At 68.7% G+C, this 26,471-nt stretch carries 30 protein-coding genes, 1 tRNA gene, 1 other RNA gene and 1 pseudogene; 9 read left to right on the top strand and 24 right to left on the bottom strand.

Annotated features, from left to right (window positions below; genetic code table 11):
* Positions 1–18: 18 nt before the first annotated feature.
* Both WDJ57_RS12980 and WDJ57_RS12975 read left to right on the top strand, forming a co-directional pair.
* Positions 19–1,179 carry a nicotinate phosphoribosyltransferase gene (locus WDJ57_RS12980; protein ID WP_338901238.1) on the top strand — a complete coding sequence of 387 codons (1,161 nt, stop codon included), beginning with the start codon at positions 19–21 and terminating at the stop codon, positions 1,177–1,179.
* A gap of 21 nt (positions 1,180–1,200) precedes the next feature.
* A complete protein-coding gene (locus tag WDJ57_RS12975; RefSeq protein ID WP_338901237.1) occupies positions 1,201–1,407 on the top strand; it encodes a hypothetical protein in 207 nt (68 codons plus the stop codon).
* Between the two features lie 31 nt (positions 1,408–1,438).
* Here the strand turns inward: WDJ57_RS12975 and WDJ57_RS12970 are convergent, their stop codons facing one another.
* Together WDJ57_RS12970 and WDJ57_RS12965 are read right to left on the bottom strand one after the other, a co-directional pair.
* Positions 1,439–2,512, bottom strand: coding sequence for an iron transporter (locus tag WDJ57_RS12970; protein WP_338901236.1), 1,074 nt, complete (start codon positions 2,510–2,512; stop codon positions 1,439–1,441).
* A 112-nt stretch (positions 2,513–2,624) separates the two neighbouring features.
* Entirely contained in the window at positions 2,625–3,899 is a 1,275-nt protein-coding gene (locus WDJ57_RS12965; protein WP_338901235.1) for a DUF7405 family protein, read from the bottom strand.
* 285 nt (positions 3,900–4,184) lie between these two features.
* Between WDJ57_RS12965 and WDJ57_RS12960 the strand changes: the two genes are divergently transcribed.
* Positions 4,185–5,294 (top strand): spondin domain-containing protein, encoded by a 1,110-nt coding sequence (locus WDJ57_RS12960; protein WP_338901234.1) that lies wholly within the window; start codon positions 4,185–4,187, stop codon positions 5,292–5,294.
* 86 nt (positions 5,295–5,380) lie between these two features.
* Positions 5,381–6,244: a hypothetical protein gene (locus tag WDJ57_RS12955; protein ID WP_338901233.1), complete on the top strand. Its 864-nt coding sequence runs from the start codon at positions 5,381–5,383 to the stop codon at positions 6,242–6,244.
* Positions 6,245–6,315: 71 nt separating this feature from the next.
* Here WDJ57_RS12955 and WDJ57_RS12950 read toward each other — a convergent pair whose 3' ends face one another.
* The 8 genes from WDJ57_RS12950 to WDJ57_RS12915 form a co-directional block, all read right to left on the bottom strand.
* Positions 6,316–6,519: a hypothetical protein gene (locus WDJ57_RS12950; protein WP_338901232.1), complete on the bottom strand. Its 204-nt coding sequence runs from the start codon at positions 6,517–6,519 to the stop codon at positions 6,316–6,318.
* A 330-nt stretch (positions 6,520–6,849) separates the two neighbouring features.
* Positions 6,850–6,923, bottom strand: a tRNA-Lys gene (locus WDJ57_RS12945).
* A 34-nt stretch (positions 6,924–6,957) separates the two neighbouring features.
* Complete coding sequence (locus WDJ57_RS12940; RefSeq protein ID WP_338901231.1) at positions 6,958–7,638, bottom strand: DUF7119 family protein; 681 nt, start codon at positions 7,636–7,638, stop codon at positions 6,958–6,960.
* A gap of 52 nt (positions 7,639–7,690) precedes the next feature.
* Positions 7,691–7,816, bottom strand: a complete 126-nt coding sequence (locus WDJ57_RS12935; protein ID WP_338901230.1) for a hypothetical protein — start codon at positions 7,814–7,816, stop codon at positions 7,691–7,693.
* A gap of 626 nt (positions 7,817–8,442) precedes the next feature.
* Complete coding sequence (locus WDJ57_RS12930; RefSeq protein ID WP_338901229.1) at positions 8,443–8,610, bottom strand: DUF5786 family protein; 168 nt, start codon at positions 8,608–8,610, stop codon at positions 8,443–8,445.
* 66 nt (positions 8,611–8,676) lie between these two features.
* On the bottom strand, positions 8,677–9,513 hold the full coding sequence (locus tag WDJ57_RS12925) for a ZIP family metal transporter (RefSeq protein ID WP_338901228.1): 837 nt from the start codon (positions 9,511–9,513) through the stop codon (positions 8,677–8,679).
* Between the two features lie 78 nt (positions 9,514–9,591).
* Complete coding sequence (gene corA / locus WDJ57_RS12920) at positions 9,592–10,569, bottom strand: magnesium/cobalt transporter CorA (RefSeq protein WP_338901227.1); 978 nt, start codon at positions 10,567–10,569, stop codon at positions 9,592–9,594.
* A complete protein-coding gene (locus WDJ57_RS12915) occupies positions 10,562–10,720 on the bottom strand; it encodes a hypothetical protein (RefSeq protein ID WP_338901226.1) in 159 nt (52 codons plus the stop codon). Before WDJ57_RS12915 ends, corA begins: the two co-directional genes overlap by 8 nt.
* A 77-nt stretch (positions 10,721–10,797) precedes the next feature.
* On the opposite strand from WDJ57_RS12915, the gene WDJ57_RS12910 reads away from it, so the two are divergent.
* A complete protein-coding gene (locus tag WDJ57_RS12910) occupies positions 10,798–11,568 on the top strand; it encodes an HNH endonuclease (protein WP_338901225.1) in 771 nt (256 codons plus the stop codon).
* Positions 11,569–11,580: 12 nt separating this feature from the next.
* Here WDJ57_RS12910 and WDJ57_RS12905 read toward each other — a convergent pair whose 3' ends face one another.
* Positions 11,581–12,837, bottom strand: coding sequence for an iron-containing alcohol dehydrogenase family protein (locus WDJ57_RS12905; RefSeq protein ID WP_338901224.1), 1,257 nt, complete (start codon positions 12,835–12,837; stop codon positions 11,581–11,583).
* 3 nt (positions 12,838–12,840) lie between these two features.
* A complete protein-coding gene (locus WDJ57_RS12900; RefSeq protein WP_338901223.1) occupies positions 12,841–13,794 on the bottom strand; it encodes a ring-cleaving dioxygenase in 954 nt (317 codons plus the stop codon).
* Positions 13,795–13,905: 111 nt separating this feature from the next.
* Between WDJ57_RS12900 and WDJ57_RS12895 the strand changes: the two genes are divergently transcribed.
* Together WDJ57_RS12895 and WDJ57_RS12890 are read left to right on the top strand one after the other, a co-directional pair.
* On the top strand, positions 13,906–14,121 hold the full coding sequence (locus WDJ57_RS12895; RefSeq protein ID WP_338901222.1) for a hypothetical protein: 216 nt from the start codon (positions 13,906–13,908) through the stop codon (positions 14,119–14,121).
* Complete coding sequence (locus WDJ57_RS12890; RefSeq protein ID WP_338901221.1) at positions 14,118–14,960, top strand: 3-keto-5-aminohexanoate cleavage protein; 843 nt, start codon at positions 14,118–14,120, stop codon at positions 14,958–14,960. Before WDJ57_RS12895 ends, WDJ57_RS12890 begins: the two co-directional genes overlap by 4 nt.
* A 1-nt stretch (position 14,961) precedes the next feature.
* Here the strand turns inward: WDJ57_RS12890 and WDJ57_RS12885 are convergent, their stop codons facing one another.
* Both WDJ57_RS12885 and WDJ57_RS12880 read right to left on the bottom strand, forming a co-directional pair.
* Complete coding sequence (locus WDJ57_RS12885) at positions 14,962–15,405, bottom strand: MaoC/PaaZ C-terminal domain-containing protein (protein WP_338901220.1); 444 nt, start codon at positions 15,403–15,405, stop codon at positions 14,962–14,964.
* Entirely contained in the window at positions 15,405–15,758 is a 354-nt protein-coding gene (locus tag WDJ57_RS12880; protein ID WP_338901219.1) for a winged helix-turn-helix transcriptional regulator, read from the bottom strand. Before WDJ57_RS12880 ends, WDJ57_RS12885 begins: the two co-directional genes overlap by 1 nt.
* A gap of 182 nt (positions 15,759–15,940) precedes the next feature.
* On the opposite strand from WDJ57_RS12880, the gene WDJ57_RS12875 reads away from it, so the two are divergent.
* Positions 15,941–16,576 carry an alpha/beta hydrolase gene (locus WDJ57_RS12875; RefSeq protein WP_338901218.1) on the top strand — a complete coding sequence of 212 codons (636 nt, stop codon included), beginning with the start codon at positions 15,941–15,943 and terminating at the stop codon, positions 16,574–16,576.
* 774 nt (positions 16,577–17,350) lie between these two features.
* On the opposite strand, the gene WDJ57_RS12870 is transcribed toward WDJ57_RS12875, so the two are convergent.
* The 4 genes and pseudogenes from WDJ57_RS12870 to WDJ57_RS12855 all read right to left on the bottom strand — a co-directional run bounded on the left by WDJ57_RS12870 (position 17,351) and on the right by WDJ57_RS12855 (position 20,410).
* Positions 17,351–17,785, bottom strand: a complete 435-nt coding sequence (locus WDJ57_RS12870) for a hypothetical protein (protein ID WP_338901217.1) — start codon at positions 17,783–17,785, stop codon at positions 17,351–17,353.
* A 68-nt stretch (positions 17,786–17,853) separates the two neighbouring features.
* Positions 17,854–18,856 (bottom strand): annotated as a pseudogene (locus WDJ57_RS12865) (RNA-guided endonuclease InsQ/TnpB family protein).
* 144 nt (positions 18,857–19,000) lie between these two features.
* Positions 19,001–19,840 carry a VOC family protein gene (locus WDJ57_RS12860; RefSeq protein ID WP_338901216.1) on the bottom strand — a complete coding sequence of 280 codons (840 nt, stop codon included), beginning with the start codon at positions 19,838–19,840 and terminating at the stop codon, positions 19,001–19,003.
* A 42-nt stretch (positions 19,841–19,882) separates the two neighbouring features.
* A complete protein-coding gene (locus tag WDJ57_RS12855) occupies positions 19,883–20,410 on the bottom strand; it encodes a hypothetical protein (protein ID WP_338901215.1) in 528 nt (175 codons plus the stop codon).
* A gap of 144 nt (positions 20,411–20,554) precedes the next feature.
* Between WDJ57_RS12855 and WDJ57_RS12850 the strand changes: the two genes are divergently transcribed.
* A complete protein-coding gene (locus tag WDJ57_RS12850) occupies positions 20,555–21,808 on the top strand; it encodes an MBL fold metallo-hydrolase (protein ID WP_338901214.1) in 1,254 nt (417 codons plus the stop codon).
* A gap of 3 nt (positions 21,809–21,811) precedes the next feature.
* Here WDJ57_RS12850 and WDJ57_RS12845 read toward each other — a convergent pair whose 3' ends face one another.
* The 6 genes from WDJ57_RS12845 to WDJ57_RS12820 all read right to left on the bottom strand — a co-directional run bounded on the left by WDJ57_RS12845 (position 21,812) and on the right by WDJ57_RS12820 (position 26,387).
* Positions 21,812–22,612, bottom strand: a complete 801-nt coding sequence (locus tag WDJ57_RS12845) for an ABC transporter ATP-binding protein (protein ID WP_338901213.1) — start codon at positions 22,610–22,612, stop codon at positions 21,812–21,814.
* A 5-nt stretch (positions 22,613–22,617) separates the two neighbouring features.
* A complete protein-coding gene (locus WDJ57_RS12840; protein WP_338901212.1) occupies positions 22,618–23,418 on the bottom strand; it encodes an ABC transporter permease in 801 nt (266 codons plus the stop codon).
* Positions 23,408–24,469: an ABC transporter substrate-binding protein gene (locus WDJ57_RS12835; protein ID WP_338901211.1), complete on the bottom strand. Its 1,062-nt coding sequence runs from the start codon at positions 24,467–24,469 to the stop codon at positions 23,408–23,410. The genes WDJ57_RS12840 and WDJ57_RS12835 overlap by 11 nt, the downstream gene beginning before the upstream one ends.
* Positions 24,470–24,562: 93 nt before the next feature.
* Positions 24,563–24,838, bottom strand: a complete 276-nt coding sequence (locus tag WDJ57_RS12830; RefSeq protein WP_338901210.1) for a hypothetical protein — start codon at positions 24,836–24,838, stop codon at positions 24,563–24,565.
* A gap of 99 nt (positions 24,839–24,937) precedes the next feature.
* Positions 24,938–25,335, bottom strand: an RNA gene (gene rnpB, locus WDJ57_RS12825) — RNase P RNA component.
* 44 nt (positions 25,336–25,379) lie between these two features.
* Positions 25,380–26,387 carry a threonine aldolase family protein gene (locus WDJ57_RS12820; protein WP_338901209.1) on the bottom strand — a complete coding sequence of 336 codons (1,008 nt, stop codon included), beginning with the start codon at positions 26,385–26,387 and terminating at the stop codon, positions 25,380–25,382.
* Positions 26,388–26,471 lie beyond the last annotated feature (84 nt).

Raw genomic sequence — 26,471 nt, 5'->3', positions numbered from 1 at the left:
CGGGCCGAGAACACGGACATGGCTGCGTTCGACATCGTCCCCGAGTCGGCAATCGCCGAGGGTCGGGCGACTGATGCGTACTTCGACCGGACCGTGGAGGCCCTGGAACACGCGGGCAAGAACCCCCACGTCGTCGCCGAGGTGACGATGGACCAGTTCCCCACCGGCGAGTGGAACGTCTTCGCCGGTGTCCGGGACGCCGCGTCCCTGCTGGCGGGTCACGCCGTCGACGTCGACGCGCTGGCGGAGGGCCGCCTGTTCGACGGCGGCCCGGTCATGCGCATCGAGGGGCCGTACCTGGAGTTCTGTCGGCTTGAGACCGCGCTGCTCGGCTTCCTCTCGCACCCGACCGGCGTTGCGACGAACGCACTGGAGACGCGCCGGGCCGCGCCGGAGTCGCTCGTCCTCAGTTTCGGCACCCGCCACGTCCACCCATCCATCGCCGCGATGGTCGAGCGGGCGGCGCTTGTCGGCGGGCTGGACGGCATCTCGAACGTCGCCGCGGGCGAGGTCATCGGCCGCGAGGCCGGCGGGACGATGCCCCACGCGCTGGTCATCTGTTTCGGCCGGGGCAACCAGGAGCAGGCCTGGCGGGCCTTCGACGAGGCCGTCGCCGAGGACGTGCCCCGCGTCGCGCTGTGTGACACCTACGACGACGAGGTGGAGGAGACCCTGCGGGCCGTCGAGGCCGTCGAGGACCTCGACAGCGTGCGCATCGACACGACGGGGTCCCGCCGTGGCGACTTCCGGCACATCCTCCGGGAACTCCGCTGGAAGCTCGACGCGCGCGGCCACGAGGACGTCGGCATCTTCGCCAGCGGCGGCATCGACCCCGAGAGCATCCGTGACCTCCGGGACGTGGCCGAGGGCTTCGGCGTCGGCAGCTACGTCAGCAACGCCGACCCCGTCGACTTCGCGCTCGACATCGTCGAGGTCGACGGCGAACCCGCCGCCAAGCGGGGGAAACTCGACGGCAAGAAGGAGGTCTACCGGACCCCCGACGGCGCACACCACGTCGGCCTCGCGGACCGCGACGGTCCGGCAGACGGCGACGCCCTCCTGCGGCCGCTGGTCCGCGACGGCGACGTCGTCCGCGAGTTCGACGTCGACGCCGCGGCCGAACGGGCCGCTATCGACGCCGAGAACGTCCGCTTCGGGGAGGACCCACGGGATTATTGAACAGCGGGTCGAAGTGAGAGTATGGTCGACCGAGCCAGTCTCCTCGAAAGCATTCCCCACTACCTCGCGATGCTGGCCGTGATATTTCTCGTCCTCATCGTGCTCCGGGGCTTCGTCGGCAACCTCGGGTTCTGGGTCGAACTGGTCGTCGTAATCGTCGTCGCATCCCTCTACGCCCCGGTCGTGCGGCGGCTGGGCGTCGCACCGAGTTCCTGGGAGAAGCGCTGAGCGGCGGGAGTCCCGCGTCGTCGTGAGGGCGTCAGACCGTCAGCGAGATGCCGTCCATGTCGACGAACGCCGTCTCGTAGCCCTCGTGACGGGCGATCTGGGGCGGCGCGTCGACGGCGATGTCTGCCGTGGTCTGCGAGGGGACGCTGTCGACGACAGCCCCGTAGTGATAGCCCAGGTCGGGGTGCAGCGTCTCGGTGAGGTCGCCGTCGGAGACCGTCTCGCCGTCTTTCGAGAGCGTAGCAGCGAGGGACATAAAGGGGAGCGGGTAGCGGTTGTACGGCGTCCGCGCGGAGACGGCGAGGTAGGTCCCCTCGCCGTCGACGCCCTCCGGGGGGGAGTCCAGCGTCGTGATGGCGAACATGCCGTCGCCGGTTTCCCCCACGCCCCGACCCGTCGCCAGCAGGGTGCCCGGCAGGGCCTCGGCGGCCGGAAGCTGGCCGGAGGGGACCATCTCCATCGGCATCGGGTCCACGGCAGCGCGCTCGCCCTGCCGGTCGGGGAGGCGTTCGTAGGACACCTCGTCGAGTTCCGACTGGCTGAACTCCAGCGTGAACGTCGGCTCCGCGCGGTCGGCGAGCGCGCCGGCCAGCGCACCGGCGCGCCGGGTCTCGACGGGGCCGAAGGTGACCTGGACCTCGTAGGTGCCGTCGCCGTCCAGCGCGACGTTGTCGCCGAAGTGGACGCCCATGTTCTGGGAGAGCATCGGCCAGAGTTGCTTGTTCGAGACCACCGTCTCGCCCTCTTTCGTCGCGGTGACGCTGGCGCTGGAACTGGGGATGACCGTCCCCGTCTCGCTGTCCCAGGCGGTGAGCATCAGGTGGACCGTCTGCTCGTCCTCGATGGCGACCTGCCGGACCCGGTCACCGGTGACCAGCCAGAAGCGATGCGGGAAGCTGTAGGTGAGCGCGAACCGGTAGCGGCCGCTGGAGGCCATCCCCGCCATCTCCATCCCCTCGACGTGGGTCGGGACGTACACCGCTTCGGGCCTGTTCTCTACCAGCGGCGGGGTCCGCGTCGTCGCCGTCTCGAAGAAGCCGCTACAGCCTGCCGTCGCCGCGGACAACCCGGCGACGCCGGCCGCGAGGAACTGCCGTCGTCTCATCGAACCGTTCTAGCGGAGCGACGACCAAGCCCGTTCTGGTACGCGCCTCGAAACGCCGCCGGAACGGACGGGTGCGCTACGTCGGCCGCGACCTGCATCGTCGACGGGTGCGCTACGCCGGCCGCGGCGTCGGCAGCGCGCGGTGGGCGCGCGGCGGAATCAGGTAGTTCCCGCGGCGTTCGACGGTCATGTACTGGAGGATGCCGTTGTTGGTGCGCTGGCCGACCGCGCCATCCGCGGCGAGGTCGGTCCCGTTCATCATCGACCGCGTGGTCACGAAGTCGGTGATACCCGCCTGCAGCGAGAGGAAGTGGACCGTGGCCTGGTCGTCGTCGGTCGAGTCGAAATCGCGCCGGAGGAGGAGCGGTTCGCCGTCCCGCCTGGCGCGGGCGTTCTTCTGGGCGTGGCCGACCACGCCGGATTCGGCGTCCTCGCTGGCGTGGGCGGGACAGCCGTGTGCCTCCATCCCGTTCGAGTTACCGAGGTTCTCGCCGGTGCCCTCGACGGCCCCCTCCTCGGCGTGGGCCGGGCAGAACATCGTCGCCACGCGGTGGAAGCGGTCGTCCTGCTCGTACCACTGCTGGAGGTTCAGGCGAATCTTCGAGACCTGCTGGGTGGTTCCGCCGGCGAAGGGACCTTCCGTGATGGTGACGCTGTCCTCGCTGGCCTGGCTCTTCTCGAAGCCGGACTTGAAGCCCATGTACATCGGCGCGTCCTCCGGGACTGGCTCCGAATCCGGGATACCCGCCACGTCCTGGTTCTCCGCGGGCAGGCCGTCGCCGATGAAGCCCGTCCGGCGGTCGACACGCGAGAGCGCGTCGGGGAACCCGGAGACTGCGACGCCGTTGACTTTCTCGCGCTCGCCCCGCAGCGCCTCCTCGACGCCGAGGACGACCGACCCGTAGTCGCTGGCGAGGTGGACGGCCACGTCGGCGGTGTCGAGGTCGGGGTCCTCGAAGGGGGCCAGCGCCTGCGGTTCCAGCAGGTCGACGCTGTCGGGCAGGGCGTCGTCGAACCGGTCGAAGTACGCCGGCGAGTAGCCGACGGTCAGCAGCAGGCCCTCGTTGCTGTGGGGATAGGCGCGCTCGACGGAGCGAAGCGCGGCCTCGACGGCCTCGCGGTCGGCGGCCGTGGGCGTGTCGTCGTCGTAGTCGAACTGGACGAGCGCGTGGTGGCGCGGGGGGACGTCGTTGCCGTGGTCGTCCGTCGGGAGGGCCGCGTTCCAGGCGTGCTGGCGGTCGGGGAGGCTCGCGGGGTCGTCGGGTCCGGTCGACAGGTCGGGTTCTTCGCGACCCAGGCAAGCCGACAGCGCGGCCGTGCCCCCGATGGCGACCGCTGCCTTGACGAACGCCCGCCGGGAGACCCCACCGTTGCGACTCGGATTCATCGGACACGTCTAGGGAACACGGCCGTTAGACGGTTTTGGTACGGCCCTCGAACCCCGCCGGACAATCCGGGATTACCGCACGCTGTCGGGCCGTCTGCGGTCGTGCGCCGACCGTACTACACGCAAGCTTACCGAAACCACCCCCGGCGACGGGGCCGGGCTTACTCTCGAATATGTCACACATAACAAATCTCCGAGCAGGGCAACAACCCACACCCTCGACAGCGAGGGCCATACACAGATGACACGACAGACATCACAGCGGCGGACAGACGAGGTGCACGCATGACCGACGACGGGACGGGACCCAGCCTGACCCGACGGCGCGCACTGGCACTCGGCGGCGCCACCGTCGGCGGGCTGGCGCTCGGCGACGCGGTGCTGGCACAGACCGACGACGGGGACGAGACGGACGACGAGACAGACGACGGGGTGGACGAGGGCGAGGACGGCGAGGCACGGGCCTACCGCGTGACTGTGGCCAACCTCACGCCGGGACAGCCGTTCACGCCGCCGGCCGTCGCCCTCCACCAGCCCTCGGTAGAGGTGTTCTCCGTCGGCGAACCGGCCAACGAGCCGACGCAAGAACTGGCCGAGAACGGGAACCTCGACCCGCTGCTCGGCCTCATCGAACAGACCGACGCGATTCGCGCGGCGGCCGTGGGCGAGGGGCCGCTGGTTCCGAAAGACGACCCCGGCGACACCGGCAACCCCTACTACACCACCGTAGAGCTGTCGGCCGACGCCAGCGCGACGCACCTGACCGTCGTCAGCATGCTCATCGCCACGAACGACGGCATCGTCGGGGTCGACACCGTGGAGTTGCCCACGGAAGTAAACGAGTCCAAGACCCTGTACGCCAACGGCTACGACGTCGGAACGGAGGAGAACACCGAGCTGTACGCCGACCTGGTCCCGCCGGCGAAGACGCTCATCTCCGGCGGCGAACCGGAGGGGACGACCGAGAGCAACCCCGAACTCGCCGAAGACGACGTCATCCGACCCCACCCGGGCATCGAGGGGAGCGGCGACCTCGACGCGTCGATATACGACTGGGACGAACCCGCTGGCTTGGTCCACGTCGAACGCATCGACGCCGTCGAGGAAGAAGTGACCGAGACCCCCGAAGAAGAGACGGCGACCGCCGAGGAGGGGACGCCGGAAGAAGTGACGCCTGACGAAGCGACGGAGGCCCCCGAAGAGGAAACCGAGACGCCCGGGGTCGAGACTGACACACCAGGCGTCGAGACTGAGACCCCGGGAATCGAGACAGAGACGCCGGGAGCCGAGACCGAAACGGCCGACGAGGGGGCGTTCCCCGGCGAGACGGGAACGCCGACCGACGAGACACCGCCGGGCGCGGTACTGGGCAACGAGAGCAACACGAGCACGTAGGTCGGGGTGGTCGCTCGGGCCGACCCGCGGCCGCCGTTTCGAACGAAAGGTAACGGTTATAGGCCGGGGCGCCGGAGCGACACAACATGCAACGTCGAGCCGCGGCGGTCTACTTCGTCCTCTTCCTGGTGATTGGCGGCGGTGCGTACGGCTTCATGCAGGTCGGGATGAGCGCCCCGACGGTCGACTTCGAGGACGCGACGACGTACTCGGAGGGCGACACGCTGACAGTTGGGGGGACGACCTACACCGTCACGACAGTCGAAGCGGAGACAGAGTCCGGCGGTCACGGTGGCGGGACGTCCGTGTCCTACACCGGGGAGCTGACGACACTGAACGAGTCGAACATGGAGACGGCGACGCTCGAGAACGGGTCGACGGTCCCCTTCCGCGAGGGCACCTACACCGTCACGGTCGCCAACGAGACGAACGTCTCGGAGTTCTCCCTCGTCGAGACGCAGAACGTCACGGCCATCATCGCCAACGACTCCGACGCCACTACCATCGTGACCGACGACGAGACCGGCGAGCGCTTCGTCCGCTTCCAGAACGGGTCGACCGCCCTGCTGTCGGAGTACCTGCCCACGCCGGACACCGCCACCCGCGCGGTCGGTGACGAGTTCTTCTACGCCGAGGAGAACGTCACCACGACCGTGGACGCGGTGACCCAGAGCGAGGTCACGTTGACCTGGAACAACCCCGCAAACGAGAGCATCGAGTTCGGCGAGGGCGGCAACATCACGCTCGGCGGCGAGAGCTTCTTCGGACACTTCCCCAGCGAGGACACCGTCCAGGTGCTGCGCAGCGACCAGTACTACAGCCAGTACCAGACCGTCCTCGACAACATCGACTACTTCCACGAGCGGACAAACGGCATGTGGGGCATCGTCATCGTCAGCTTCCTGGCCGCTATCGTGCTCGTCTCGGCGGCCTACCTCCCGAACAAGTAACGGTTCCGTCTTCGCTTTTCTCGCGTCGTCCGACAGCCAGAATGTTCTGCGTCTGTTCCTCTACAGGCGATTCACGCGTCGTAGCTCAACCACGCCAGCCCGGCGCCCAGAACGAACAGAACGAGGACGCCCAGAAGCTGGAGCACCGTCGCGCCGGCACTGTTGCTCGTCGCCCAGGGCTGGCCGACCAGCGTTCCCACGCCGACGAGAATCAGGAGGGCACCGACGGCGATGCCGAGCGGTTCCAGCGTGTCCTTGACATCGAGTACGTTCATATACACCCTCTCCGGCGCTCCCCGACGTAAATTGCGTGGTTTCGCGTCTCGACCGGCCGACGGGTCAGACGCCCGGCCTCGGTCGCCAGACTGTCGACCTCGTCCCCGGCGAGAGCGCACGCGTGACGGGCTGCGGGTTGTGACTGGGCTGTACCCGCAGCGAGCGACGCGAATGCGGATACTGGAGGGAGTGAAATGTAGCGGGCCGGGAGGGAGTTGAACCGAGTGGAGACGTGCTCGCTCACATCGTTCGCTGTGCGCGACTCCCCGGGTTCAACTCCTTCCTGCCGGTTCACTCACCACCTCGTTGTCACTCGGTGGTTCGTTGCACGGGCCGGGAGGGAGTTGAACCCCCGACCATCTGGTTAAAAGCCAGACGCTCTGCCTAACTGAGCTACCGGCCCTCGAAGGAACGTGGGGGTGTCGTCGGCTAAGGGTTTACGATTGGTCGTCCCCGAATCTGGCGTCGAGTATCTCGCCGACGAGTGCGCCTGGGTCGCGGTCCTCCAGCGACGCGATGCGGCGGAGTTCGCAGTAGGGCTCGGGGGGAAGCACCATCGTTATCTCGCCGAGGTTGATGCCGTTCTGTCTGAGCGCCACCTCGACGTCGGTCCCGTCGTTGACGGTGCTGGCGACCGAGCGGACCTGCCGGACGGTCAGGTCGTGGTCGAGCACCGCCCACGCGAGGTGGAGGCGGGCCTCGCCGGAGACGCGGGCGATGTGTTTCGCCGCCGTCGGCGCGATGTCGCCCTTGGCGACGTGGCGGCGGATGGACTGCGGGAGGTCGTGGACCCGCGACCACTTGCGGATGAACGAAACCGTCACGCCGTCGCCGGCACGCGCGGCGGCGGCCTTGTACGACCCCTCGCCGCGGACGAGCGCGGCACACGCGGCGGCCCCCCGGAGCATCAGGACGTTGTCGTCGGCTCCGGCGGTGTTGTTCGCGAACGCGGCGACCGTCTCGGCAGCGAGAGAGAGGCTCTCGGCATCTTCGGGGTCGAAGGCGACCGCGCGCTCTGCGTGTTCACCGGTCAGCGTCGGGTCGCCGCGGATGACCGGTTCGCCGACCGGCGACTCGCGGCCCGTCGGCGGACTGGTCTCGTTCCCGTCGTCGCTCATCGGTTTGTCATTGGTGGGCAGGAACAAAAACGTCTCGCGGCTGTGAGACGGCTCAACTGTCGTCGCGCTGCTCGGAGAGGTGCTCCCAGACCTCCGCACATCCGCACCCGTCCTCGACGTCGTCGAGGTGGTCGGTCGCTGACTCCTCGTCGGGACGGGGGTCGGATGCGCTCGTCATATCTCGTCCTCCGCGATTCGCACGGCCGTCCACACCGCGTCGGCACGGACCCGCGCACGTCTCTCAGTCATCACCCCACTGTACCAGTTCCCACGTCTTAAAGCCGCTCTCCCCTGTAAACGCTACCCTGACTCCCGTCTACCAGCAACACGTTCCCCTACCTACGACGGACAGATACGGCAGTGACGCTGGCCCAGTTGCGTCGCCCGACGGCGCGAACGCGCCAGTTCCGTCCCACTACTGCGGCTCGTCCGCCGCACCAGCGCCCGCTCACCCCGTCGAACCCGGCCGGAGCGCGTCACTGCGAGGGGAGCGGCGAGAAACGCCGCCAGACCGGCGAGCCAGCGACTCCGGGGACGGTTTCCGGGGCTGTCTGCGTGTGGGAAAACCAGCAACAAACACCTGTTTTCGTGGGTGTCACGTCGTGGCGCTGTCGGGAGAGGAGTCCGGCCGCTCCCGCGAGGTGCGCGAGGAGAACGACAGAGCCGCCGCGAGGCAGGCCAGAGAGAAACGGCGAAACCACCGCGGCGCGGGCCAGAACCGTCGGCTACGGGAGAGCGAAAGAGTGAGAAGTCACGGTGGAACGGGTCGATACGGTCCGGCGACAGTGGGTCGGCCGTCCGCCCCTACTTCATGTCCTCGAGTTTGTCCAGCAGTTCCTCCTGGGATGCGTCGGATTCGAAGGAGACGTCGCCGTCGTGTGTGTGCTCGTGGACAGTGACCCCGTCGTTGTCGTCGACGTCCCCGGCGTTCTGGTCTTGCTGCTCGGATTCGTCGTAACTACCAAAGCCCATTACGTATGGGGTTTGGGGCGGGGGACTTGAAAACGGCGCGGTTCGGTGCCGGTCTGTGAGTCGGTTTCAGGCCGCGAGCGACACGTCGAGAAAGAGCATGACCACGATGCCGAGCATGGTCCCCAGCGTGGCGATGCGCTCGTGGCCGCGCGTGTGCGTCTCCGGGATTATCTCGTCGCTGATGACGAAGAGCATCGCGCCCGCGGCAAAGCCCATCGCGTAGGGGAGTATCCCGGAGGCGAGGGTGACCGCCGCGGCACCGAACACCGCGAGGGGGATCTCGACGACGCCCGAGCGGACACCGGCGAAGACGGCGTAGGCCCGCCGGTCGAGGCCGGCGTTGATGGCCGCGACCGACACCGCCAGCCCCTCCGGGATGTTCTGGATGCCGATGGCGAGCATCAGCGCCAGCGCGTTGGCGACGTCGCCGGAGCCGAAGCCGACGCCGACGGACAGTCCCTCCGGCATGTTGTGCAGCGTGATGGCGAGGACGAAGAGGACGAGCGACGCGAGCCGTTCCTCGGAGACGGGCAGGTCCACTGGCGGGTCGGCGGCGTCGGGCCGTCGCCGGCCGGTCAGCAGGTAGTGGGCGTGGGGGACGAGCATGTCCGCGCGGTCGAGAAAGAGCCCGCCGAGGACCACCCCCGAGAGAACCGGGATGGGGCTGCCGCCGGGCGTCGCCTCGATGCCGGGGAGGATGAGGCTCGTGAAGCTGGCAGCGAGCATCACCCCTGCCGCGAAGCCCAGGGCGGAGTCCAGCGCTCGCTCGCTCGGGTCGCGCCAGACCAGCACCAGCGACGCCCCGAAGAGGTTCAGCGCCGCGATGACGATACCCCCGACCAGGCCCTGGACCAGGGGGTCCGTCCCCACCAGGTCGACGAAGATGTCCTGGGCCTGCGCCATACCCACCAATGCTCGTGACGGTGATTTGAATGTGTGGTCTCGGCCGCGAGGGCGGCGAGACGTGCCAGCCCGGACCCCTCACAGCCAGCCGCGCCGCCGGAACTGGACGACCATGATAGCTATCACCAGGCCCATGCCGAGCATTACGGCGGGGTAGCCCATCGGCCAGCCGAGTTCGGGCATGTTGAACTGCGAGTCTCCGAAGTTCATGCCGTAGACGCCGACGACGAAGGTCAGCGGAATGAAGATGGTGGCGACGACGGTGAGTACCTTCATCACCTCGTTGGTCGACTGCGAGAGCGTGTTCAGGTAGATGTCGCGCGCGCCGCTGGTGAGGTCGCGGTAGGTCTCGGTGAGGTCGACGACCTGGACGAGGTGGTCGTAGACGTCGCGGTAGTACTTCTCTGTCTCGGTGGCGACGAAGGCGGAGTCGCCGCGGGCGAGCACGCCGACGGCCTCGCGGGTCGGCCAGGCAATCTTGCGGAAGGCGAGCAGGTCCCGCCGGACGGCGTTGATGCGTTCGAGCGTCTCGATGTCGGTCGACGTGACGACCGCCTCCTCGATGCTCTCTATCTGGGATTCGAGCTGGTCGAGGATGTCCAGGTACTCGTCGACGAGGCCGTCAATGACGCGGCAGGCGACGAAGTCGGCACCCCGGGTGAGCAGCCGCTGGTCCTCCTGCTCGACGCGCCGCCAGACCGCTTCGACGGCCGCGACCGACGCCGTCGAGAGCGTGACGAGCCACCCCGGACCGATGAACACCCCGACCGGCTCGTCGTCGACCTCCTCCTCGAAGGTCTGCTCGCCCCGCCGGAGTTCGGCGTCCTTGACGAGGGTAAAGGAGTAACCGGGGAACTCCTCGGTCTTCGGGCGGACGTCCCTGCGCACGTCCTCGACGGTCAGCGGGTGGATGTCGAAGGCCTCGGCCACCCGTTCGAACTCCGCGACGGTGGCGTCGGTGGCGCGGACCCAGGTCGTCCCGCTGGCCTCGCGCGCGGCCGCGAGGTCGTCGTAGGCGTCGACGCTCCCGCTCTCGAAGGCGATGGCCTCAATCACGCGAGACACCCCCGAAGGCGAACAGCGTCAGCCCTACCATGAGCCCGGTGAGCGAGAGCGACCGGCCGGGGTAGGCGACCCACAGCGCGACGGCGTAGGCCGCGAGCGAGACCAGGGACAGCCCGAGACCGGCCGTCTGGAGTCTGTCCATACGCTTCGTGTCACACCACCACGCAAAAAGCTGTTCCCGGCCGGCGCGCTTTTGCCCCGGTCGACCGAAGCCGGTGTATGAGCATCGAACTGACGGTCGAGCAGGCCTACGACTCCGCGAAAGGCCGGACCGTCGCGCACCTCGACCGGGGGACGATGGGCGACATCGGCGTCGCCGACGGCGACACCGTCGCACTCGTCGGGGACGACCGGGCCGTCGTCACCGCCAGGCCGGCCAGGGACGGCGACGCAACTGGGGTCGTCCACGTCGACGGCTTCGCGCGACAGAACGCCGGCGTCGCCCCCGGCGAGACGGTCACCGTCGAACCGGTCGCCGCCGACGACGCCGCCGAACTCACCCTCCGGCCGGTCGCCGCCCAGTGCTGTCCCATCGGGGCCGACCACGCCGGCCGGGTCCACAACGACCTGCTGGAGACGCCGACCCGCGCCGGGTCCCGCGTCTGGGTGATGGTCGGGCCACAGCAACCCTTCGGCGTCGTCCTGGGAAGCTGGCGGCCGCTGGAAGTGGTCGCGACCGACCCCGAGGGCCCGGTGGTCGTGACCCGCAGCACCGACGTGACCGTCGAGTCGGCCATCGACGACGTGGAGGCCGGCTCGACCGCCGCCGACGTCGAGTCCTGGGAGTCCCTCCGCGAGGCAGTCTTCGAGCGCGACGGACGGGCCTGCCGGAACTGCGGCGTCGACTTCGACACCGGGAGCGTCAGCCTGGAGGCGCACTTCGTCGTCCCCCCGGTCCACGGCGGCACGGTCGGGGTCGACAACCTGGTGACGCTGTGCCGGCAGTGCCACGCCACCGCCCACGAGTCCGTGACGACGCCCTCTGTCTGAGCGGCCCGCCGCTTACCAGGCCGCCGCCAGGACGTCCTCGATGTCCGCGGGGGTCGGGTCGAGGCCGGGCGGCGCGTTCGACATGAAACTGTCCGCGAGGACGTGCTCTGCGACGGCCGGGAACGCCGAGCGCTCGGGGCCGTCCACGTCGCGGAGCCGCGTCGGCAGGTCGAGCGCGTCCCGGACCTCGGCGACGGCGTCGACGACGGCCGAAGCGGCGTCCTCGGCGTCCGCGACGTCGAAGGCCCGCGCGAGCAGGTCCCGGCGGGCGTCGCACTGCTCGAAGAGGTACCGCAGGACGTGGGGCGCGACGACAGCGTGGGCCGCGCCCTGCTGGACGTCGTAGGTCCGGGTCAGCCCGTGGCCGAAGGCGTGAATGACCGACAGCGTCCCCTCGTCGGGCCGGGAGATGCCGTACTGGACGAGCGTACAGCCACGGACGAGCGCGTCGAACACCCAGTCGTCGCGCTCGCCCGCACCGAAGGCGAGCAGCCCCTCGCGAAACAGCGACAGCCCGCGCATCGCCGTGGCGTCGGTGACGGGCGTGGCGGTGGCGGCGTACAGCGTCTCGATGCCCTTGTCGAAGCCGTTCATCGCCGACGCCGCCAGCACGCGGTCGGGCGTCGTCGCCACGAGGGTGGGGTCAGCCACGACGGCGACCGGCATCAGACCCGAATCGGCGATGCCGCCGCTGGTGGGCTCTGTCACCAGCCCGTTATCGGGCGTCGCGGTCATGCCCGCCACGTGAGAGACGTCCGCGCCCGCAAGCGTCGTCGGGACGGCGACGATGGGGACCAGCCCCTCGTCCGGGACGGCCAGCGTCCCAGTCTCCTGGAACTCACGGCCAGCAGCGGCGATGACCTCCTCGACCGCCTCGCCGTCGGCTTCGGCCGCCCGGACGCGCGCGGCGAGGACGCTCACCTGTTTGGCGACGTCGAGGCTGCTGCCGCCGCCGAGGGCGACGATGCAGTCTGCGTCGACGTCCCGGAGCGCCGCGACGCCGGCCGCAGCGGTCGCGAGTCGCTTCTCCGGCGTCGTCTCGGCGAAGACGGCCGCGAGGCGGTCGCCCAGCCCCTCGCGGACGGGATTGACGACATCTGCCGTCGTGCCGACGGTCCGCCCGGTGACGACGAGCGCTCGCTCCAGGCCGTGCGCGGCGAGTTCGTCGGCGAGGCCGGCGGCGCTGTCCCGGCCGCAGCGCAGGACGGGCGACTCGTAGTCGAAGCGGAAGGGGTCGGTGACGCGCGCGTCGGTCGGGTCGGCGGGCATCGCTCAGTCGCCGCCCGCCGGCGGCCCGTCGAAGTCGGGGAGCCGTGACTCGATGCGCTCGCGGTCGGGTTCCAGGCGCTCCGGCAGCACGAGCCGCGACCCGAGGTCGGCAAGGTCCTCGTCGGCGGTGAAGCCGGGTTCGGGCGTCGCCATCTCGAAGAGGATGCCGCCGGGTTCGCGGGTGTAGATGGACCGGAAGTACGTCCGGTCGATGACCGGCGTGGGCTCTACCCCCGCCGCGGCGTAGGCCTCGCGCCACTGCTCCTGTTCGTCGACATCGGCGGCCTCGAAGGCGACGTGGTGGACCGTCCCGACGCCCATCCGTCCGCGGCCGAGGTCGGTCTCGACGAGGTCCACGACTGAGCCGGGGCCGCCGGTCGCGCTCCGGTAGCGCAGGCGGCCGTCGGCCTCGTCTGCGCGTTCGTAGCCGAGCACGTCGGTCAGAATCTCCTCGGTCGGGCCAACGTCGCCCACCGCGAGCGTCACGCCGTAGAAGCCCCGGAGCTGGTGCGCTTCGGGGACGGGGCTGTCTCGCCAGGGGACCGCGTCGCTGTCGGCGTCGGCCGCGACCAGTTCGAGTTCGATGCCGTCGGGGTCCGAAAAGCGGAGGACCGTCTCCGCGAAGCGCTGTTCGCGCTCGTACTCGACGCCCGCAGCCTCTAGCCGGTCGGCCCAGTAGTCGACGGAGTCCTCGGGGACGAGATAGGCGGTGGTACGCGTCTGGCCCGCGCCGAACTCGCCGCGGCGGCCCGCCTCGCCCCAGGGGAAGAAGGTGATGTTCGTCCCGGGCGTGCCCTCGCCGTCGCCGAAGTAGAAGTGGTAGGTGCCGGTGTCGTCGTGGTTGACCGTCCGCTTGACCATCCGCAGGCCGAGCGTGCCGACGTAGAAGTCCGCGTTGCGCTGGGGGTCGCCCACGATGGCCGTCACGTGGTGCAGCCCAGGTGTCTGTGGTGACATGCAGATATGTAGGGGCCGGACGAACGTGACTGTTCGCCGACGCCGGCGTCACCAGGTGACGTCGATGTCACCGCGAGGAATCGTTAACTCGACACGCGCCCAAACCGGAACGTGACCTGCCCCTACCTGGAGTACCGCGCGGCCGGCGACGGGCACGCGTTCGACGGCGAGCGGGCCTACTGCACCGCCGCCGCCGAGTTCGTCCAGCCGATGCGGGCGGACGTCTGCAACGACCGCTACGAGCTGGACCACGCGACGGACTGCGAAATCTACCGCGAGCACCGTGGGACGACCGGGAGCGACGCGGCCGGCGAGGGGGAACCATGACCTACGACGACTTCCTGGCCGGCGAACCGGCCATCGTCACGGCGGCGCTGACCGGCGGCGTCCACGGGAAGGAAGCCAACCCGGCGATTCCGGAGACCCCGGAAGAAATCGGCCGGGCCGCGGCCGCCGCCGAGGACGCGGGAGCGGCCGTCGTCCACCTCCACGCCCGCCGGCCGAACGGCGAGCGCGAGTTCTCGACCGAGCGCTTCCAGGAGATAGACGACGCGGTGCGCCGCCACGCCGACGACATCGTGATTCAGCACTCGACGGGCGGGACCGGCGCGCCCGACGACCTGCGCCACCGGCCGCTGCGGACGGACCCGCCGCCGGAGATGGCGTCGCTCGACATGGGACCGCTCAACCGCTACGACCACCTCACCAGCGAGAACACCCGCGGGCTGGTCGACTCGCTGCACGCGGAGATGGTCGACCGCGGCATCAAACCCGAACTGGAGGTGTTCAACGACGGCCACCTGAACGAGGTCCACGGCCTGCTGGAGCGCCGGGCGGTAGCCGACCCCGTCTACGCGACGCTCATCTTCGGCCCCGGAACGCTGACGCGACCCCGCCCGCGGAACTTCATCAACGCCATCGACAACCTCCCCGACGGCGCGCTGTTCAACACGCTGGGATTCGGCCGCCACCAGCTTCCCTTCGCGACGCTGGGACTCCTGTTCGGCGGGCACGTCCGCGTCGGCCTGGAGGACAACGTCTACTACCGGCGGGGCGAACTGGCCGAGAGCAACGCGCAACTGGTCGAGCGGGTCGTCGACGTCGCGGAGACGCTGGGGCGGCCGGTCGCCACGCCGAAACAGGCCCGGGACCTGCTGGGGCTGTGACTCACTCGACCAGCAGCAGGAACTCACAGGACAGGACCGTCTCGTCGTCCTGGTTGACGGCGGCGACCTCCTGGCGGACGACGCCGGTAGCTTTGGGGTGGTCGGTCGGCTCCTTGTCGACGACCTCCACGTCGCCGTGTATCGTCTCGCCGATAAAGAGTGGCTGGACGAAGCGCATGCGGTCGATGCCGTAGAAGGCGACGACGTGCTCGCGGGCGGCGTCGCTGCGGGACTGCCAGACCAGTCCCGTCAGCACCGAAAAGACCAGCGCGCCGTGGACGATGCGCTCGCCGAAGGGGGAGTCGGCCATCACCTCGGCGTCGGTGTGCAGGTGGTTGAAGTCGCCGCTGACGCCCGCGAAGTTCACGACGTCCGCCTCGGTGACCGTGCGCCCGCGGGTGGTGAAGCCGTCGCCGACGGACACCGCCTCGAATCCACCCTCCATCAGTCGTCGGCGGGGTCCGAAACCTCGACCCACTCGTCGGCCCAGGACTCGATGGCATCGAAGACCGGACACAGCGACCGGCCCTTCGCCGTCAGCGAGTAGTAGGTCGCCACCGGGGCGTCCTCCTCCATCCGCCGCTCGACGAAGTCCATCTCCTGGAGGTCGTCGAGCACGCGCGAGAGCGTCCGCGAACTGGCCGAGGTGGACGTCTTGAGTTCGTTGAACCGCTTCTCGCCCTCCTGGAGGTCGTGGAGCACGACGAGTCGCCACTTCGAACCGATCTGTTCCAGCGAGTCGATGACCGAACACGGACCGTCCTGCTCGGACTGCGAACGGCGTTCCTCGATTGCCATTACCCTCCGTTCGGCCCTGGCCCCCAAGAAGGTTCGTATCCGAACCAGGTAACACGACGGAAGCTCCTGCGTCGTGAGAGTCCGCGGACAGCGCCGCGATTCCCGAGACCGCGGGGTCCGTCCACCAGCGGGACACTCATCCCCGTGGCGGACCTGAGAGTGGCCATGGAGACCCCTCACCCATGACAGGCCCACACCAGGACCAGCCGGTGGTCACGGTCGGCCCACCAGTCGACGAGGCCGACGTGGCGCTGGTGCTCGTCCACGGCCGCGGCGCGACGGCACAGAGCATCGTCACCTCGATGCAGCGCCTCGGCCGGGACGGCGTCGCCATGCTCGCCCCCCAGGCCGCGCGCAACACCTGGTACCCCCACTCCTTCCTCGAACCCGTCGAGCGGAACGAACCCGGCCGCTCGTCGGGGCTGCAGGCCGTCGGCGACGCCGTCGCGACGGCGACCGACGCGGGGATTCCGGCGGAGAAGGTAGTCGTGCTCGGCTTCTCACAGGGGGCCTGTCTCGCCAGCGAGTTCGTCGCGCGCAACCCGCGCCGGTACGGCGGCGTCGTCGCCTTCTCCGGCGGCCTCATCGGCGAGACGGTCGACCCCGACGACTACGAGGGCGACCTCGACGGCACGCCGGCGTTCCTGGGCTGTAGCGACGTCGACCCGCACATCCCCGTCGAGCGCGTCGACGTGACCGCGGAGGTGTTCGAGCGCCTGGGTGCCGAGGTGGAGAAGCGCATCTACGAGGGCATGGGCCACGGCGTCAACGAGGACGAACTGACCTACGTCGCCGGGATGGTCGACCGCCTGCTGTAGCTCGTACTGTTGGGGTCGTCAGAGAACAGCTCAGGAGGTAGTTGATTCGAGTTCCGTCGAGTAGTTGATTCGGGTTCCGTTGAGTGCATCACCTGCGCAGTGAGCGTGCGTATGTGCCGACAGGTTGTCTACTCCGAGACGGGAGCCTGTAAAGCTACAATCGCCAGTAGTACCAGACTGAGACCAGCAAAACTCAAAATGGCTAAAACCACTTCACCACCGGGGTCTCTCCCGAAGACTACCCCGCTAAGGAGGCTCACGGCTAACACCAACAGCAACTGGATTCGTTGTAACTGATGCTGGAGGGCACTATCGGCCATATCCCGCGCTACTCCCCATCCTGCAAAGTCGTTTCTCATTCTTCGTCGATGCTTCGTAACGCCTCCTCGGTATTGGCCGGTCAGTCAGCCAGCTAATTGAGCGGTCTGCAGTCCGACAAGCATCCGCCGAGCGAAGCGAGGCGGTTCACTGAACGCGAGCCGGAGCCGAGCGTTCAGCCTTTTTAGCGTAGATTTTTGCCGGGAGTGGTTCCCGCAGCGAGCGCGAGACGCGACCAGCGGGAGCGTCTCGGATGCGCGAACGGCGAAGCCGTGCGCGCGAAGCGAGCGAGGAAACCCGACCGGGAAAAAGGTACTCTGTATTGAACGGATAGGAAGAGCGAAGAACGGGCATGGGAACCGGTGTGCCACACCCTCCATACTGTTTGCTATGCCGTCGGAGAGAGATGCGGTACCCGTGGTGCCGAAATGCTGCGGGGGAGTGGAGCCGACAGTATCACTCACCCTGCGTAAACCCGGCAGCGGTCAACAGCGACAGGAACAGCAGCATCGGCGAGTGCGCGAGAAAGACGAGGAAGTAGAGGACGCCGAGGTCCACGCGCCCGACGTAGCGCAGGACCAGTTCCGGAACCGCCCACCACGACACCGCGGCCAGCACGAACGAGAGCGCGACCAGCACGGACAGCCAGTCGGTCGGCGAGAGGAGAAACCGGACGTAGCGCTCGACGCCGGCGGACCCGCGGACGAGACCGGCTCCGACCACGGCTGCGGCCCCGACCAGCAGGGCGGCGACGAACGGCCCCGGCGGGAGCGACCGGCGGACGACGCCGGTGACGACGTCGGGGTTCAGCGCCGCATAGGGCGGCAGCGACAACAGGAGATACAGCCCCACGAACAGGACGAGTTGCTTCAGTCGCCCCGGCGGAAGCATATTGAGGACAGACACGTCACTGCAGTTTGAATGTTACCCCGCGCACGGTGGCGCGGGGAATCCCCCTCTCACGAGGGCAGGCTTCCTGTTTCGATGACGTGACGTGCAGACACGCGCTGGAAATCAGTGGTGTCCGTAGCGGTCACAGTCTCCACAGGCGTGTCTTCGGGCCATCCCAACCCTAGTTCAGCAAAGCCGCGTCGGAGGACGTTCATCGCCGCGTTCGCATCCCGATCCGTCTCGAACCCACACGCCGGGCAGGAGTGTTCCCTGACCCAGATGGGTTTCGCGGTTTCCACACCACACCGGGCGCACTCCTTCGTCGTCCCCCCGGCTTCGATCTGCACGACGTGCGTGCCGTACAGGTCGCCCTTGTATTCGAGAAGTTGAATGAATTGTCGCCACGCCGCATCCTGCTTGTTCCGAGCGTTGCCGTCGCCCTGAAGCATCCCCTGAACGTTGAGGTCTTCCACGAACACGGCGTCATACGTCTTGACGAGCCACGTCGTGAGTTTGTGCTGATAGTCTAGCACTTTGCGACGAATCCGGCGCTTCACTTTGGCGACCGTCTGGCGTTGTCTCTCGTAGTTCCGACTACCGTGTTCTTTCCGCGAGAGTTTGCGTTGCTCGCGTCGAAGACGCTCGTACTCGTCTTCGAGGTTGAGCCAATCCACGGTCTTGCCGTCGCTGGTGTGGACCCCGCTTTTCATCGAGGTCGAAACCAGACTGATTGTACGTCACGCTTCGGTACTCGCTGGGTGCTTGCCGTTTGAGCCGACCAACATCGTACCCGTTCTCTTTGAGTTCGCTCAGAACGGTGAGGTTGTGGTGGAAGCGGGCGACGGTGGCTTGTGCGGCTTTCGAGTGCAGGTCACCGAACACCAGCCACCTGCGCTTCCACTCGGGGAGTTTGTTGTTCTGGTCGTACTCAGACGGTTTGTCGTCTTCAGGACTGTTTTCGTAGTCCCATCGGACGTGGTTGTAGAGTTGGCGATGAATGTCGAGATGGTGTTCCAGTCGCTCCGCTACCTCGTCTGTCGGGTAAGCGCGGTAGCGGTGACTGTATTCCATCGCTGTCTGCTGATTTGTAGTGTGTCTACTTAATGTTTTTTTGCAGATTGTCGGCTTCATCCCCGACCACGGTGGGTCGGGGTATTCGCCTCGCTGACCAGTATAAACTGTGTGCCCCAGCGTAGCGGGGGCACCCGGGGCAGGTCACTCGCCCACAGAGATGCGGACGGCGAGCCGGTCGGGGTCGCGGACGAGGATGCCCTCGGCGGTCTCGGTGACCGCGATGCCAGCCTCGGCAACGCGGTCGCGGACGGCGGCGAGTGCGTCCGCCGGCACCACCAGTTCGAACCAGTCGAGACCCCGGCCGGCGGCGGGGGCGGTGCGGCCGCTCCAGACGTTCAGTCCGACGTGGTGGTGGTAGTCCCCCGCCGCGAGGAAGGCCGCGCCAGTCCACTCCGCGCGCACGCCCAGCCCCAGCGTGTCCTCGTAGAACGCCCTGGCCGCGTCGAGGTCCGTCACCTCCAGGTGGACGTGGCCGACGTCGGCCCCGTCGGGCAGTGCGTCGTCGCCGCTGGACTCGGCGCGGAGGGCGTCGCGTTCCAGCGGGAGCGTGTCCATCCCGACGCGCCCGTCGGCGGTGGGCCACTCCTCGCGTGGGAAGTCGCGGTATATCTCGATGCCGTTGTCCTCCGGGTCCCAGAGGTACAGCGCCTCGCTGACGCGGTGGTCCGACGCACCGGTGAGTTGCCAGGACGTCTCGACCCGGGAGAGCGCCGCCCCGAGAGCGGCCCGGTCGGGGACGCGAAAGGCGGTGTGGAACAGCCCCGCTTCCTCGCGCGACCGGGGGTGGGCGTCGGGCCCGCGCACCAGTTCCAGCAGCGGCCGACCGCCCGCCCCCAGCGTGGCCTGGTCGTCGGTCCGCGCCAGGACGGCGAGGCCGACGACGGAGGTGTAGAAGTCGACCAGGCGGTCGAGGTCGTCGACCCGGAGGGCGACCCTGCCGACGGCGGTGTCGGGTGGCAGAAGCGAGGTCCCGGCGGTCATAACCCCCAGTACGTTAGCCAGGCGGATAATACGCGTGGCCGGTCAGTGGAGTCGGCCCTCGCGGTGCTCGACGTCGTAGGCGAACAGCGCGTAGCCGACCTCGGCAGTGGTGAAGTCGGTGTCAGCCGCGATGTCCCTGATGGGGCCCATCATCGCCACGTAGTCGGCGGCGTCGAAGGACTCCTTGCGGCCGTCGAGGTAGTCGAAGCGCTCCAGCGTCGCCCACACCCGCGTGTCGACGACGGCGTGGCGGGTCGGGTCCAGGGCGGTCAGGACGCAGGATGCGGTCGGGGCCTTGAACCCCGACAGTCCGGAGAGCAAGTGAATCTTCGAGAAGTCGCCGTCGACCGCGAGGACGTTCGCGGTCACCTCGCGACACCGCGCTTCCGGGTTCGACTCGACGTGGTAGGCGCTGCGCGTCGAGGACTCGTAGGCGATGTCGTAGAGTTGCTCGCGGGTGAGGTGGCCCTGGTCGCGGTACCGGTCGCCGAAGTCGTCGAGGCGCTCGGGCAACACGCCCTGTGTCTCCGCGTAGCGGTCCAGATACGTCGCGATGGTGTCCTCGTCCACTGGTGAGCCTCCGGCGAAGCGTCGGCCCGCGGGCGTGAAACGGTTGGTCACCCGGCGACATCCGCCGGAAGCGGCGGCCGTCGCAAGACAGCGGGCGAGGCGAAACCGACGCCGTGAAACGACGCCAGCGGCTAGCCTCGGGCAATGGACCTGCGGTTTCTCGGCGGCGCTGGCGAGGTGGGCCGGAGTGCCATCCTCGTCAACGACTCCCTGCTGCTGGACTACGGTACCCTGACCGGGAACCCGCCGCAGTTCCCGCTCGGCTTCTCGCGGGGCGGCGGCCCGTCGGTAGCGCCCGACGCCGTCGTCGTCTCCCACGGCCACCTCGACCACGTCGGCGCGATTCCCGCGCTGCTTGCCGGCGACCGCCGGCCGCCGATTCACTGGACGCCGCCGACGCGGGACCTCGCGCTGACGCTCGCCCGCGACACCCTGAAGCTCCACGGCGGGACCTACGGCTGTCCGTTCACCGAGGAGGAACTCCGCCGGGTCACCCAGGTCTCCCGGACTCACGGCTTCGGGGAGACCTTCGAGGCGGCCGGCCACGAGGTCACGTTCTTCGACGCCGGCCACATCCCGGGGAGCGCGCACGTCCTCGTCAGCGACGGGGAGACGCGCCTGCTCTATACCGGCGACTACCACACCGACAATCAGCGGCTGATGGCCGGGACCACCGCCCGTCCCGACGCCGACGTCCTGGTCACCGAGAGCACCTACTCCGACGTGGACCACGACCCCCGCGAGGAAGTCGAGCGGCGGTTCGCCGAGAGCGTGAAGACGACGCTGTGGGAGGGCGGCACCGTCGTCGTCCCCGCTTTCGCCATCGGCCGGACCCAGGAGATGCTGCTCATCTGCGAGGCGTACGACATCCCCTGCTACGTCGACGGGATGGGCGTCCGGGTGACCGACATGCTCCGGCAGTACCCCGAGTTCGTCCGCGACGCCGACGCGCTGCAACGGGCGGCCTCCCACGCCCGCGTCGTCGACGGTCGGGACGGCCAGCGCAAGCGCATCGCTAACGAGAACGCCGCCATCGTCACCACGAGCGGGATGCTCTCCGGCGGCCCGGCGATGACCTACATCCCCGAAATCCGGACGCACCCGACGAACAAGATAGCGCTGACCGGCTATCAGGTCGAGGGGACACCCGGCCGGGACCTGGTGGAGACCGGTAGCGCAGAAATCGACGGCCGGCGGATGCCGGTCAGCGCGCAGGTCGAGCAGTACGACTTCTCCGCCCACGCCGACCGCGACGGACTGCTCGCCGTCCTCGGCGAGTACCGGGACACCCCCATTCTCGTCAACCACGGCGACCGCTGCGGGGCGTTCGCCGAGGAACTGCGCGGGGACGGGTTCGACGCGGCGGCACCGGAACTCGGCGAGACGGTGTCGGTCTGAGCCTCAGTCCTCCTCGTCCTCGAAGTAGGCGAGAACGTCCGCTTTGATGTCGGTAAAGGCGTCGCCCGTGCGGTCGCGGGGGCGCTCCAGCGGGACCGGAATCTCGTCGAGGACCGTCCCCGGGCCGGCCGAGAAGACGACGATGCGGTCCGAGAGGTAGACCGCCTCCTCGATGTCGTGGGTGACGAAGCAGATGGTCTTGCGGGTCTCCGCCCAGATGTCCAGCAGTTCGCGGTGCAGCGATGTCTTCGTGCGGGCGTCGACGCTGCCGAAGGGCTCGTCCATCAGCAGAATCGGCGGGTCGACCGCGAGCGCCCGCGCGATGCCGACGCGCTGGCGCTGCCCGCCGGAGAGTTCCTTCGGGTAGGCGTCGGCCTTCTCGGCCAGGCCGACGAGGTCCAGGCAGTAGTCGACGCGCTCGTCGACGGTGGCCCCCTCCGGCGGGCCGACCTCCTCCAGCCCGTAGGCGACGTTGCCAGCGACGGTCCGCCACGGAAAGAGTGCGTCGTCCTGAAACACCATCCCGCGGTCGGGTCCCGGTTCGGTGACCCGCCGGCCGTCGACGCGGACCTCTCCCTCCGTCGCCTCCTCCAGTCCGGCGACGATGCGGAAGGCCGTGGACTTGCCACAGCCGGAGGGGCCGACGATGGAGACGAACTCCCCCTGGCCGACGTCGAAGTCTACGTCCGCCAGCGCCTGCACGGGGCCGCGCTCGCTCCGGTAGGTCTTCGAAACGCCGTCGACGGCGATTTCGGTGTCCATGCTGCGGGTTCGGTCGGTCGCGTGTGATGAGTTGGTCGTCATCGGTGTCACCGCCAGGCGAGGGTGTACGTCTCCGCGAGTTTGATGAGCCGGTCCGACAGGAGAAAGAGGACGCCGATGACGAGCATGTACGCGATGACCACCGGCATCTGGAGGAAGTTGGCCGCGTCCCAGAGGTGCTTGCCGATGCCGGGCACCCCCAGCAGTTCGGCCGCGACCATCACCATCCAGGCCTGGCCCGCGGCGGTCCGGAAGCCGGTGAAAAGCTCCGGCGTGGCCGAGGGCAGGACGATGCGCCGGATGAGCCCGAGGTCGGACTTCGTGCCCAGCGACTGGCCGACCTCGAGCAACTGGTCGTCGACGCTCCGGACGCCGCTCTCAGCGTTGTAGTAGTTTATCCAGAACGCGACGATGGCGATGATGAAGGCCGCGCCGCTGTCGTTGAGGCCGAACCAGATGATGGCGAAGGGGATCCACGCCAGCGGCGGGACCGGCCGGAGCAACCCCGCGACGGTACCGACGGTCTGTGAGGCCAGCGACGACCAGCCGACGAGGATGCCGACGGCCATCCCCAGCGCGGAGCCGACGAGCAGCCCGGGCAGGTAGTGACGCAGGCTCTGGACCACCAGCTCGAACAGCTGTCCCGACGTGACGTCGGCGACGAGCACCTCCAGCACGGCGGGTGGCTGTGGGAGCAGCGTCTGCGGCGTGAAAAGCGCCGCGCCCCACCACAGCGCGACGAAGGCGACGAGCGCCCCCGTCTGGAGGGCGAGGTTGCGGAGCTGGCCGAGGCGGAAGCTACCGGTGCCGGGGACGTCGAGCGTTTCCGGTTCGACGCTACCCGCCATCGCTCACCTCGTCGTAGAAGCTGTGGTCGAAGATGTCGCCCTCCGAGAGGTCCTCGCCGACGGAGTCGAGTTGCTGATGGAAGTCGTTGTAGACCAGCGACTTGTCGACGATGCGGCGGGGGTTCGAGATGAAGTTCGAGGCCGGCGAGTTGATAGCGGTCCTGGCCACCGACGACGAGAGGACGTCCGAGCCGATGACCGCGCTCGCCATCTCGGCGGCCTCGGCGCGGTTCTCGTGGATGAACTCCGTCGCGCGGACGTGGATGTCGACCAGTTCCTGCACGAGGTCGGGGTTGTCGTCGACCAGTGCCTGGGAGGGCTGGAGGACGGCCCCTGGCTGGCCGGGCATGACCTCGCCCGCGTAGGAGAACGGCTGCATGTCGCTGTCCGGGTTCTCCTGCAGCAGGGTCGGAATCGGCTCGATGGCGCTGCCGGCGTCGGCGTTGCCCGTCGCCAGCGTCGACTGGAGCGCGCTGGGACTCTGCCCGACGATTTCCACCACGTCCAGCGAGAGCCCCAGCGCCTCCGTAATCCAGAAGCGGAGGAACACGTCGGGGGTCGAGCCAGCCGGTAGCGTCGCGAACTTCGGTTTGCGGCCCTTGTCCTGGCGGAACTGCTCGAAGGCGTCCGCGCCGTGGTCCGTCCAGTACGAGCGGAACTCGCTGTCGCCGACCATGACGTTCGGTTCGAGGACGTTCGCCGCCACCACTTTTGAGGCGACGCCGTTGGCGATGGCGACCAAGCCCGGGCTGATTCCCACGTAGGCGAAATCGAGCGAACCAGAGGCGTAGGCCTGGACCAGCGGCGGGCCGCCGCCGAAGGTTTTGAGTTCGATGTCCGGCCCGAGGTCGTCGTACCAGCCCTGCTGGTCGATGACGAAGTACTGCATCATCGGGAAGACGTTGAGCGTCCCGAGCGTGAGCGAGTCGGGGGCGGAGCCGCTGCCGCCGTCGGTGCCGCCGTTGCCGCTGCACCCGGCCAGCCCACCGGTCAGTCCGACGAGACCTGCGCCAGCACTCTTGAGCAACCGGCGACGAGAGAGCGTCGTCATACACCGAGAGGGGGGACCGGCGGAGAAAACCTCTCCCGCAAAAGCAGCACTTGCCGGGGCCTATGACGCCGCAGACGGCGTTTTTGGGGTTACCTACGCGATATCGAGGCGGACCTGGAAGCGCTGGTAGCCGCCCTTCGAGAGGTCGAGCGAGCCGACCCACCAGTTCCAGCGCTCGCCCAGCGAGCGGTCGTCGGGTGCATCGTCCAGGTGGTCGAGGATGGTCTCGACGGTGAGGTCGTACCCGAAGTCCTCGGCGATGCGGCCCGAGTCCACGAGGTCCTGGGCCTGCCGGGAGATGGCGCGACGGACCGCCGGCTCGCCGCCGAAGGCCGCTTCGAGTTCCGACTCCAGGCGTTCTCTGTCCACGCTCCGCTATTGGACTGGCCCCGTCTTCAACGTTGGCCAGGAGGCGACGGTGGCGTCGGCGAAGCCGGCAGGGATAGCCGGCGCTCGCGAGAAAGTGGCGGCTGAGGGGAGTAAGCCCCCTTCTGTTCGACCCGGCATTCGGCTGAGCGTCCGAACCGTGTCCGGGCTACCATGCGGTCCGGACTTGCACCGGCGAGGGTTCGCCGTTCCATCCGTTCTCTCCGGTCAGCGTGCTGGGACAGCACGTTATGGCGGGCGGCGTCTGCCGCACCGCGTGACGTGCCGACACGGGTCGGCACGCCGCCCTCGGTGGGTTAACTCCCCCTCGCTTCGTCTCGCTCGGGGTTCGCGCACCTCATCGGTCGCGGAGAGTGGTCTCGTTTCTGTTCCAGAGCCGGCGGTCTCCCGCCCCGGGCTTGCGCCCGGTCGCCCGCCCGGACGGTGGGGGGACTTTCCTCATACCCCGACTGGGGCACGGGGGCCGGGCTCCCTCTGCCGGTCGACCGTAGACGACGGGCGACCCTAAGCCGTTCGGTCCGGGTCACACCGCGCGCTCGACGGCCGCAACCGCCTCCTCGACGTCCGCGTCGTCGACATCCCAGTGCGTACAGAAGCGAATCACGTGCTCGTCGAAGGGGACGCCCAGCACGCCCTCCGCCTCGCAGTCGTCGAGGACGGCCGCTGCTGGTCGGTCGGTCTCCACGATGACGATGTTCGTCTCTGGGTCGGGGACCGAGAGCCCCTCGATGTCGTCCAGCCCCGCCGCCAGGCGCTCGGCGCGGCGGTGGTCCTCCGCGAGTCGCTTGCGATTGTCCAGCGCCTCGATGCCCGGTGCGGCGACGATGCCGGCCTGGCGCATCCCGCCGCCCATGAGTTTCCGGACGCGACGGGCGTCCTCGACGAACTCGGTCTCGCCCGCCAGAATCGAACCGACGGGCGCGCCCAGGCCCTTCGAGAGACAGCACATCACCGAGTCCACCGGTGCGACGAAGTCGGCGGCTGGCCGGTCGTGGGCGACGGCGGCGTTGAACAGGCGCGCGCCGTCGAGGTGAACCGGGACGCCCAGGTCGTGGGCCGCGTCGGCCGCCGCGGCGATGGCTTCGGGCGCGATGGCCGTGCCGCCCTTGCTGTTGTGGGTGTTCTCCAGCGCGAGCAGGCCGGTACCGGGTCGGTGACCGTCGGCCGCGACGTGGCCCGCGCGGACCTGCTCGGGGGTGACGACGCCGCGGTCCCCGCCGTCTATCGTCCGGGGCTGGACCCCCGCGTGCTGTGCGAGGCCGGCCAGTTCCCACTTGTAGATGTGACTCTCGCGCTCGCAGAGCAGTTCCTGGCCGCGCTCGGTGTGGGTCCGGGCGGCGACCTGGTTGCCCATCGTGCCGGAGGGAACGAACAGGGCAGCATCGGTACCGAGCACGTCGGCCGCTCGCTCCTGGAGTTTCTCGACGGAGGGGTCTTCGCGGTAGACGTCGTCGCCGACGGGGGCGTCGCGGGCGGCCGCGCGCATCGCGTCGCTGGGCCGCGTGACGGTGTCGCTGCGGAGGTCTATCATGACCGCACCTTGCGACCCGACGCTGAAAACTCCGCCGCAGTCGCCGGGAACTACCGAGCGCTCCCCGCAACTACGTTTGGCAGG

Origin of the sequence: Salinibaculum sp. SYNS191, assembly GCF_037338445.1 — an archaeon.
Lineage (GTDB): Archaea > Halobacteriota > Halobacteria > Halobacteriales > Haloarculaceae > Salinibaculum > Salinibaculum marinum.
Note: the sequence above shows the minus strand (reverse complement) of the source record. Positions and strands in the feature narration are given on the sequence as shown.

Bases quoted from the DNA above. Each gene is read 5' to 3' on its own strand.
- WDJ57_RS12980 (WP_338901238.1), top strand. From the start codon at position 19: ATGGCTGCGTTCGACATCGTCCCCGAGTCGGCAATCGCCGAGGGTCGG.
- WDJ57_RS12975 (WP_338901237.1), top strand. From the start codon at position 1,201: ATGGTCGACCGAGCCAGTCTCCTCGAAAGCATTCCCCACTACCTCGCG.
- WDJ57_RS12970 (WP_338901236.1), bottom strand. From the start codon at position 2,512: ATGAGACGACGGCAGTTCCTCGCGGCCGGCGTCGCCGGGTTGTCCGCG.
- WDJ57_RS12965 (WP_338901235.1), bottom strand. From the start codon at position 3,899: ATGAATCCGAGTCGCAACGGTGGGGTCTCCCGGCGGGCGTTCGTCAAG.
- WDJ57_RS12960 (WP_338901234.1), top strand. From the start codon at position 4,185: ATGACCGACGACGGGACGGGACCCAGCCTGACCCGACGGCGCGCACTG.
- WDJ57_RS12955 (WP_338901233.1), top strand. From the start codon at position 5,381: ATGCAACGTCGAGCCGCGGCGGTCTACTTCGTCCTCTTCCTGGTGATT.
- WDJ57_RS12950 (WP_338901232.1), bottom strand. From the start codon at position 6,519: ATGAACGTACTCGATGTCAAGGACACGCTGGAACCGCTCGGCATCGCC.
- WDJ57_RS12940 (WP_338901231.1), bottom strand. From the start codon at position 7,638: ATGAGCGACGACGGGAACGAGACCAGTCCGCCGACGGGCCGCGAGTCG.
- WDJ57_RS12935 (WP_338901230.1), bottom strand. From the start codon at position 7,816: ATGACGAGCGCATCCGACCCCCGTCCCGACGAGGAGTCAGCGACCGAC.
- WDJ57_RS12930 (WP_338901229.1), bottom strand. From the start codon at position 8,610: ATGGGCTTTGGTAGTTACGACGAATCCGAGCAGCAAGACCAGAACGCC.
- WDJ57_RS12925 (WP_338901228.1), bottom strand. From the start codon at position 9,513: ATGGCGCAGGCCCAGGACATCTTCGTCGACCTGGTGGGGACGGACCCC.
- WDJ57_RS12915 (WP_338901226.1), bottom strand. From the start codon at position 10,720: ATGGACAGACTCCAGACGGCCGGTCTCGGGCTGTCCCTGGTCTCGCTC.
- WDJ57_RS12910 (WP_338901225.1), top strand. From the start codon at position 10,798: ATGAGCATCGAACTGACGGTCGAGCAGGCCTACGACTCCGCGAAAGGC.
- WDJ57_RS12905 (WP_338901224.1), bottom strand. From the start codon at position 12,837: ATGCCCGCCGACCCGACCGACGCGCGCGTCACCGACCCCTTCCGCTTC.
- WDJ57_RS12900 (WP_338901223.1), bottom strand. From the start codon at position 13,794: ATGTCACCACAGACACCTGGGCTGCACCACGTGACGGCCATCGTGGGC.
- WDJ57_RS12890 (WP_338901221.1), top strand. From the start codon at position 14,118: ATGACCTACGACGACTTCCTGGCCGGCGAACCGGCCATCGTCACGGCG.
- WDJ57_RS12885 (WP_338901220.1), bottom strand. From the start codon at position 15,405: ATGGAGGGTGGATTCGAGGCGGTGTCCGTCGGCGACGGCTTCACCACC.
- WDJ57_RS12880 (WP_338901219.1), bottom strand. From the start codon at position 15,758: ATGGCAATCGAGGAACGCCGTTCGCAGTCCGAGCAGGACGGTCCGTGT.
- WDJ57_RS12875 (WP_338901218.1), top strand. From the start codon at position 15,941: ATGACAGGCCCACACCAGGACCAGCCGGTGGTCACGGTCGGCCCACCA.
- WDJ57_RS12870 (WP_338901217.1), bottom strand. From the start codon at position 17,785: ATGCTTCCGCCGGGGCGACTGAAGCAACTCGTCCTGTTCGTGGGGCTG.
- WDJ57_RS12860 (WP_338901216.1), bottom strand. From the start codon at position 19,840: ATGACCGCCGGGACCTCGCTTCTGCCACCCGACACCGCCGTCGGCAGG.
- WDJ57_RS12850 (WP_338901214.1), top strand. From the start codon at position 20,555: ATGGACCTGCGGTTTCTCGGCGGCGCTGGCGAGGTGGGCCGGAGTGCC.
- WDJ57_RS12845 (WP_338901213.1), bottom strand. From the start codon at position 22,612: ATGACGACCAACTCATCACACGCGACCGACCGAACCCGCAGCATGGAC.
- WDJ57_RS12840 (WP_338901212.1), bottom strand. From the start codon at position 23,418: ATGGCGGGTAGCGTCGAACCGGAAACGCTCGACGTCCCCGGCACCGGT.
- WDJ57_RS12835 (WP_338901211.1), bottom strand. From the start codon at position 24,469: ATGACGACGCTCTCTCGTCGCCGGTTGCTCAAGAGTGCTGGCGCAGGT.
- WDJ57_RS12820 (WP_338901209.1), bottom strand. From the start codon at position 26,387: ATGATAGACCTCCGCAGCGACACCGTCACGCGGCCCAGCGACGCGATG.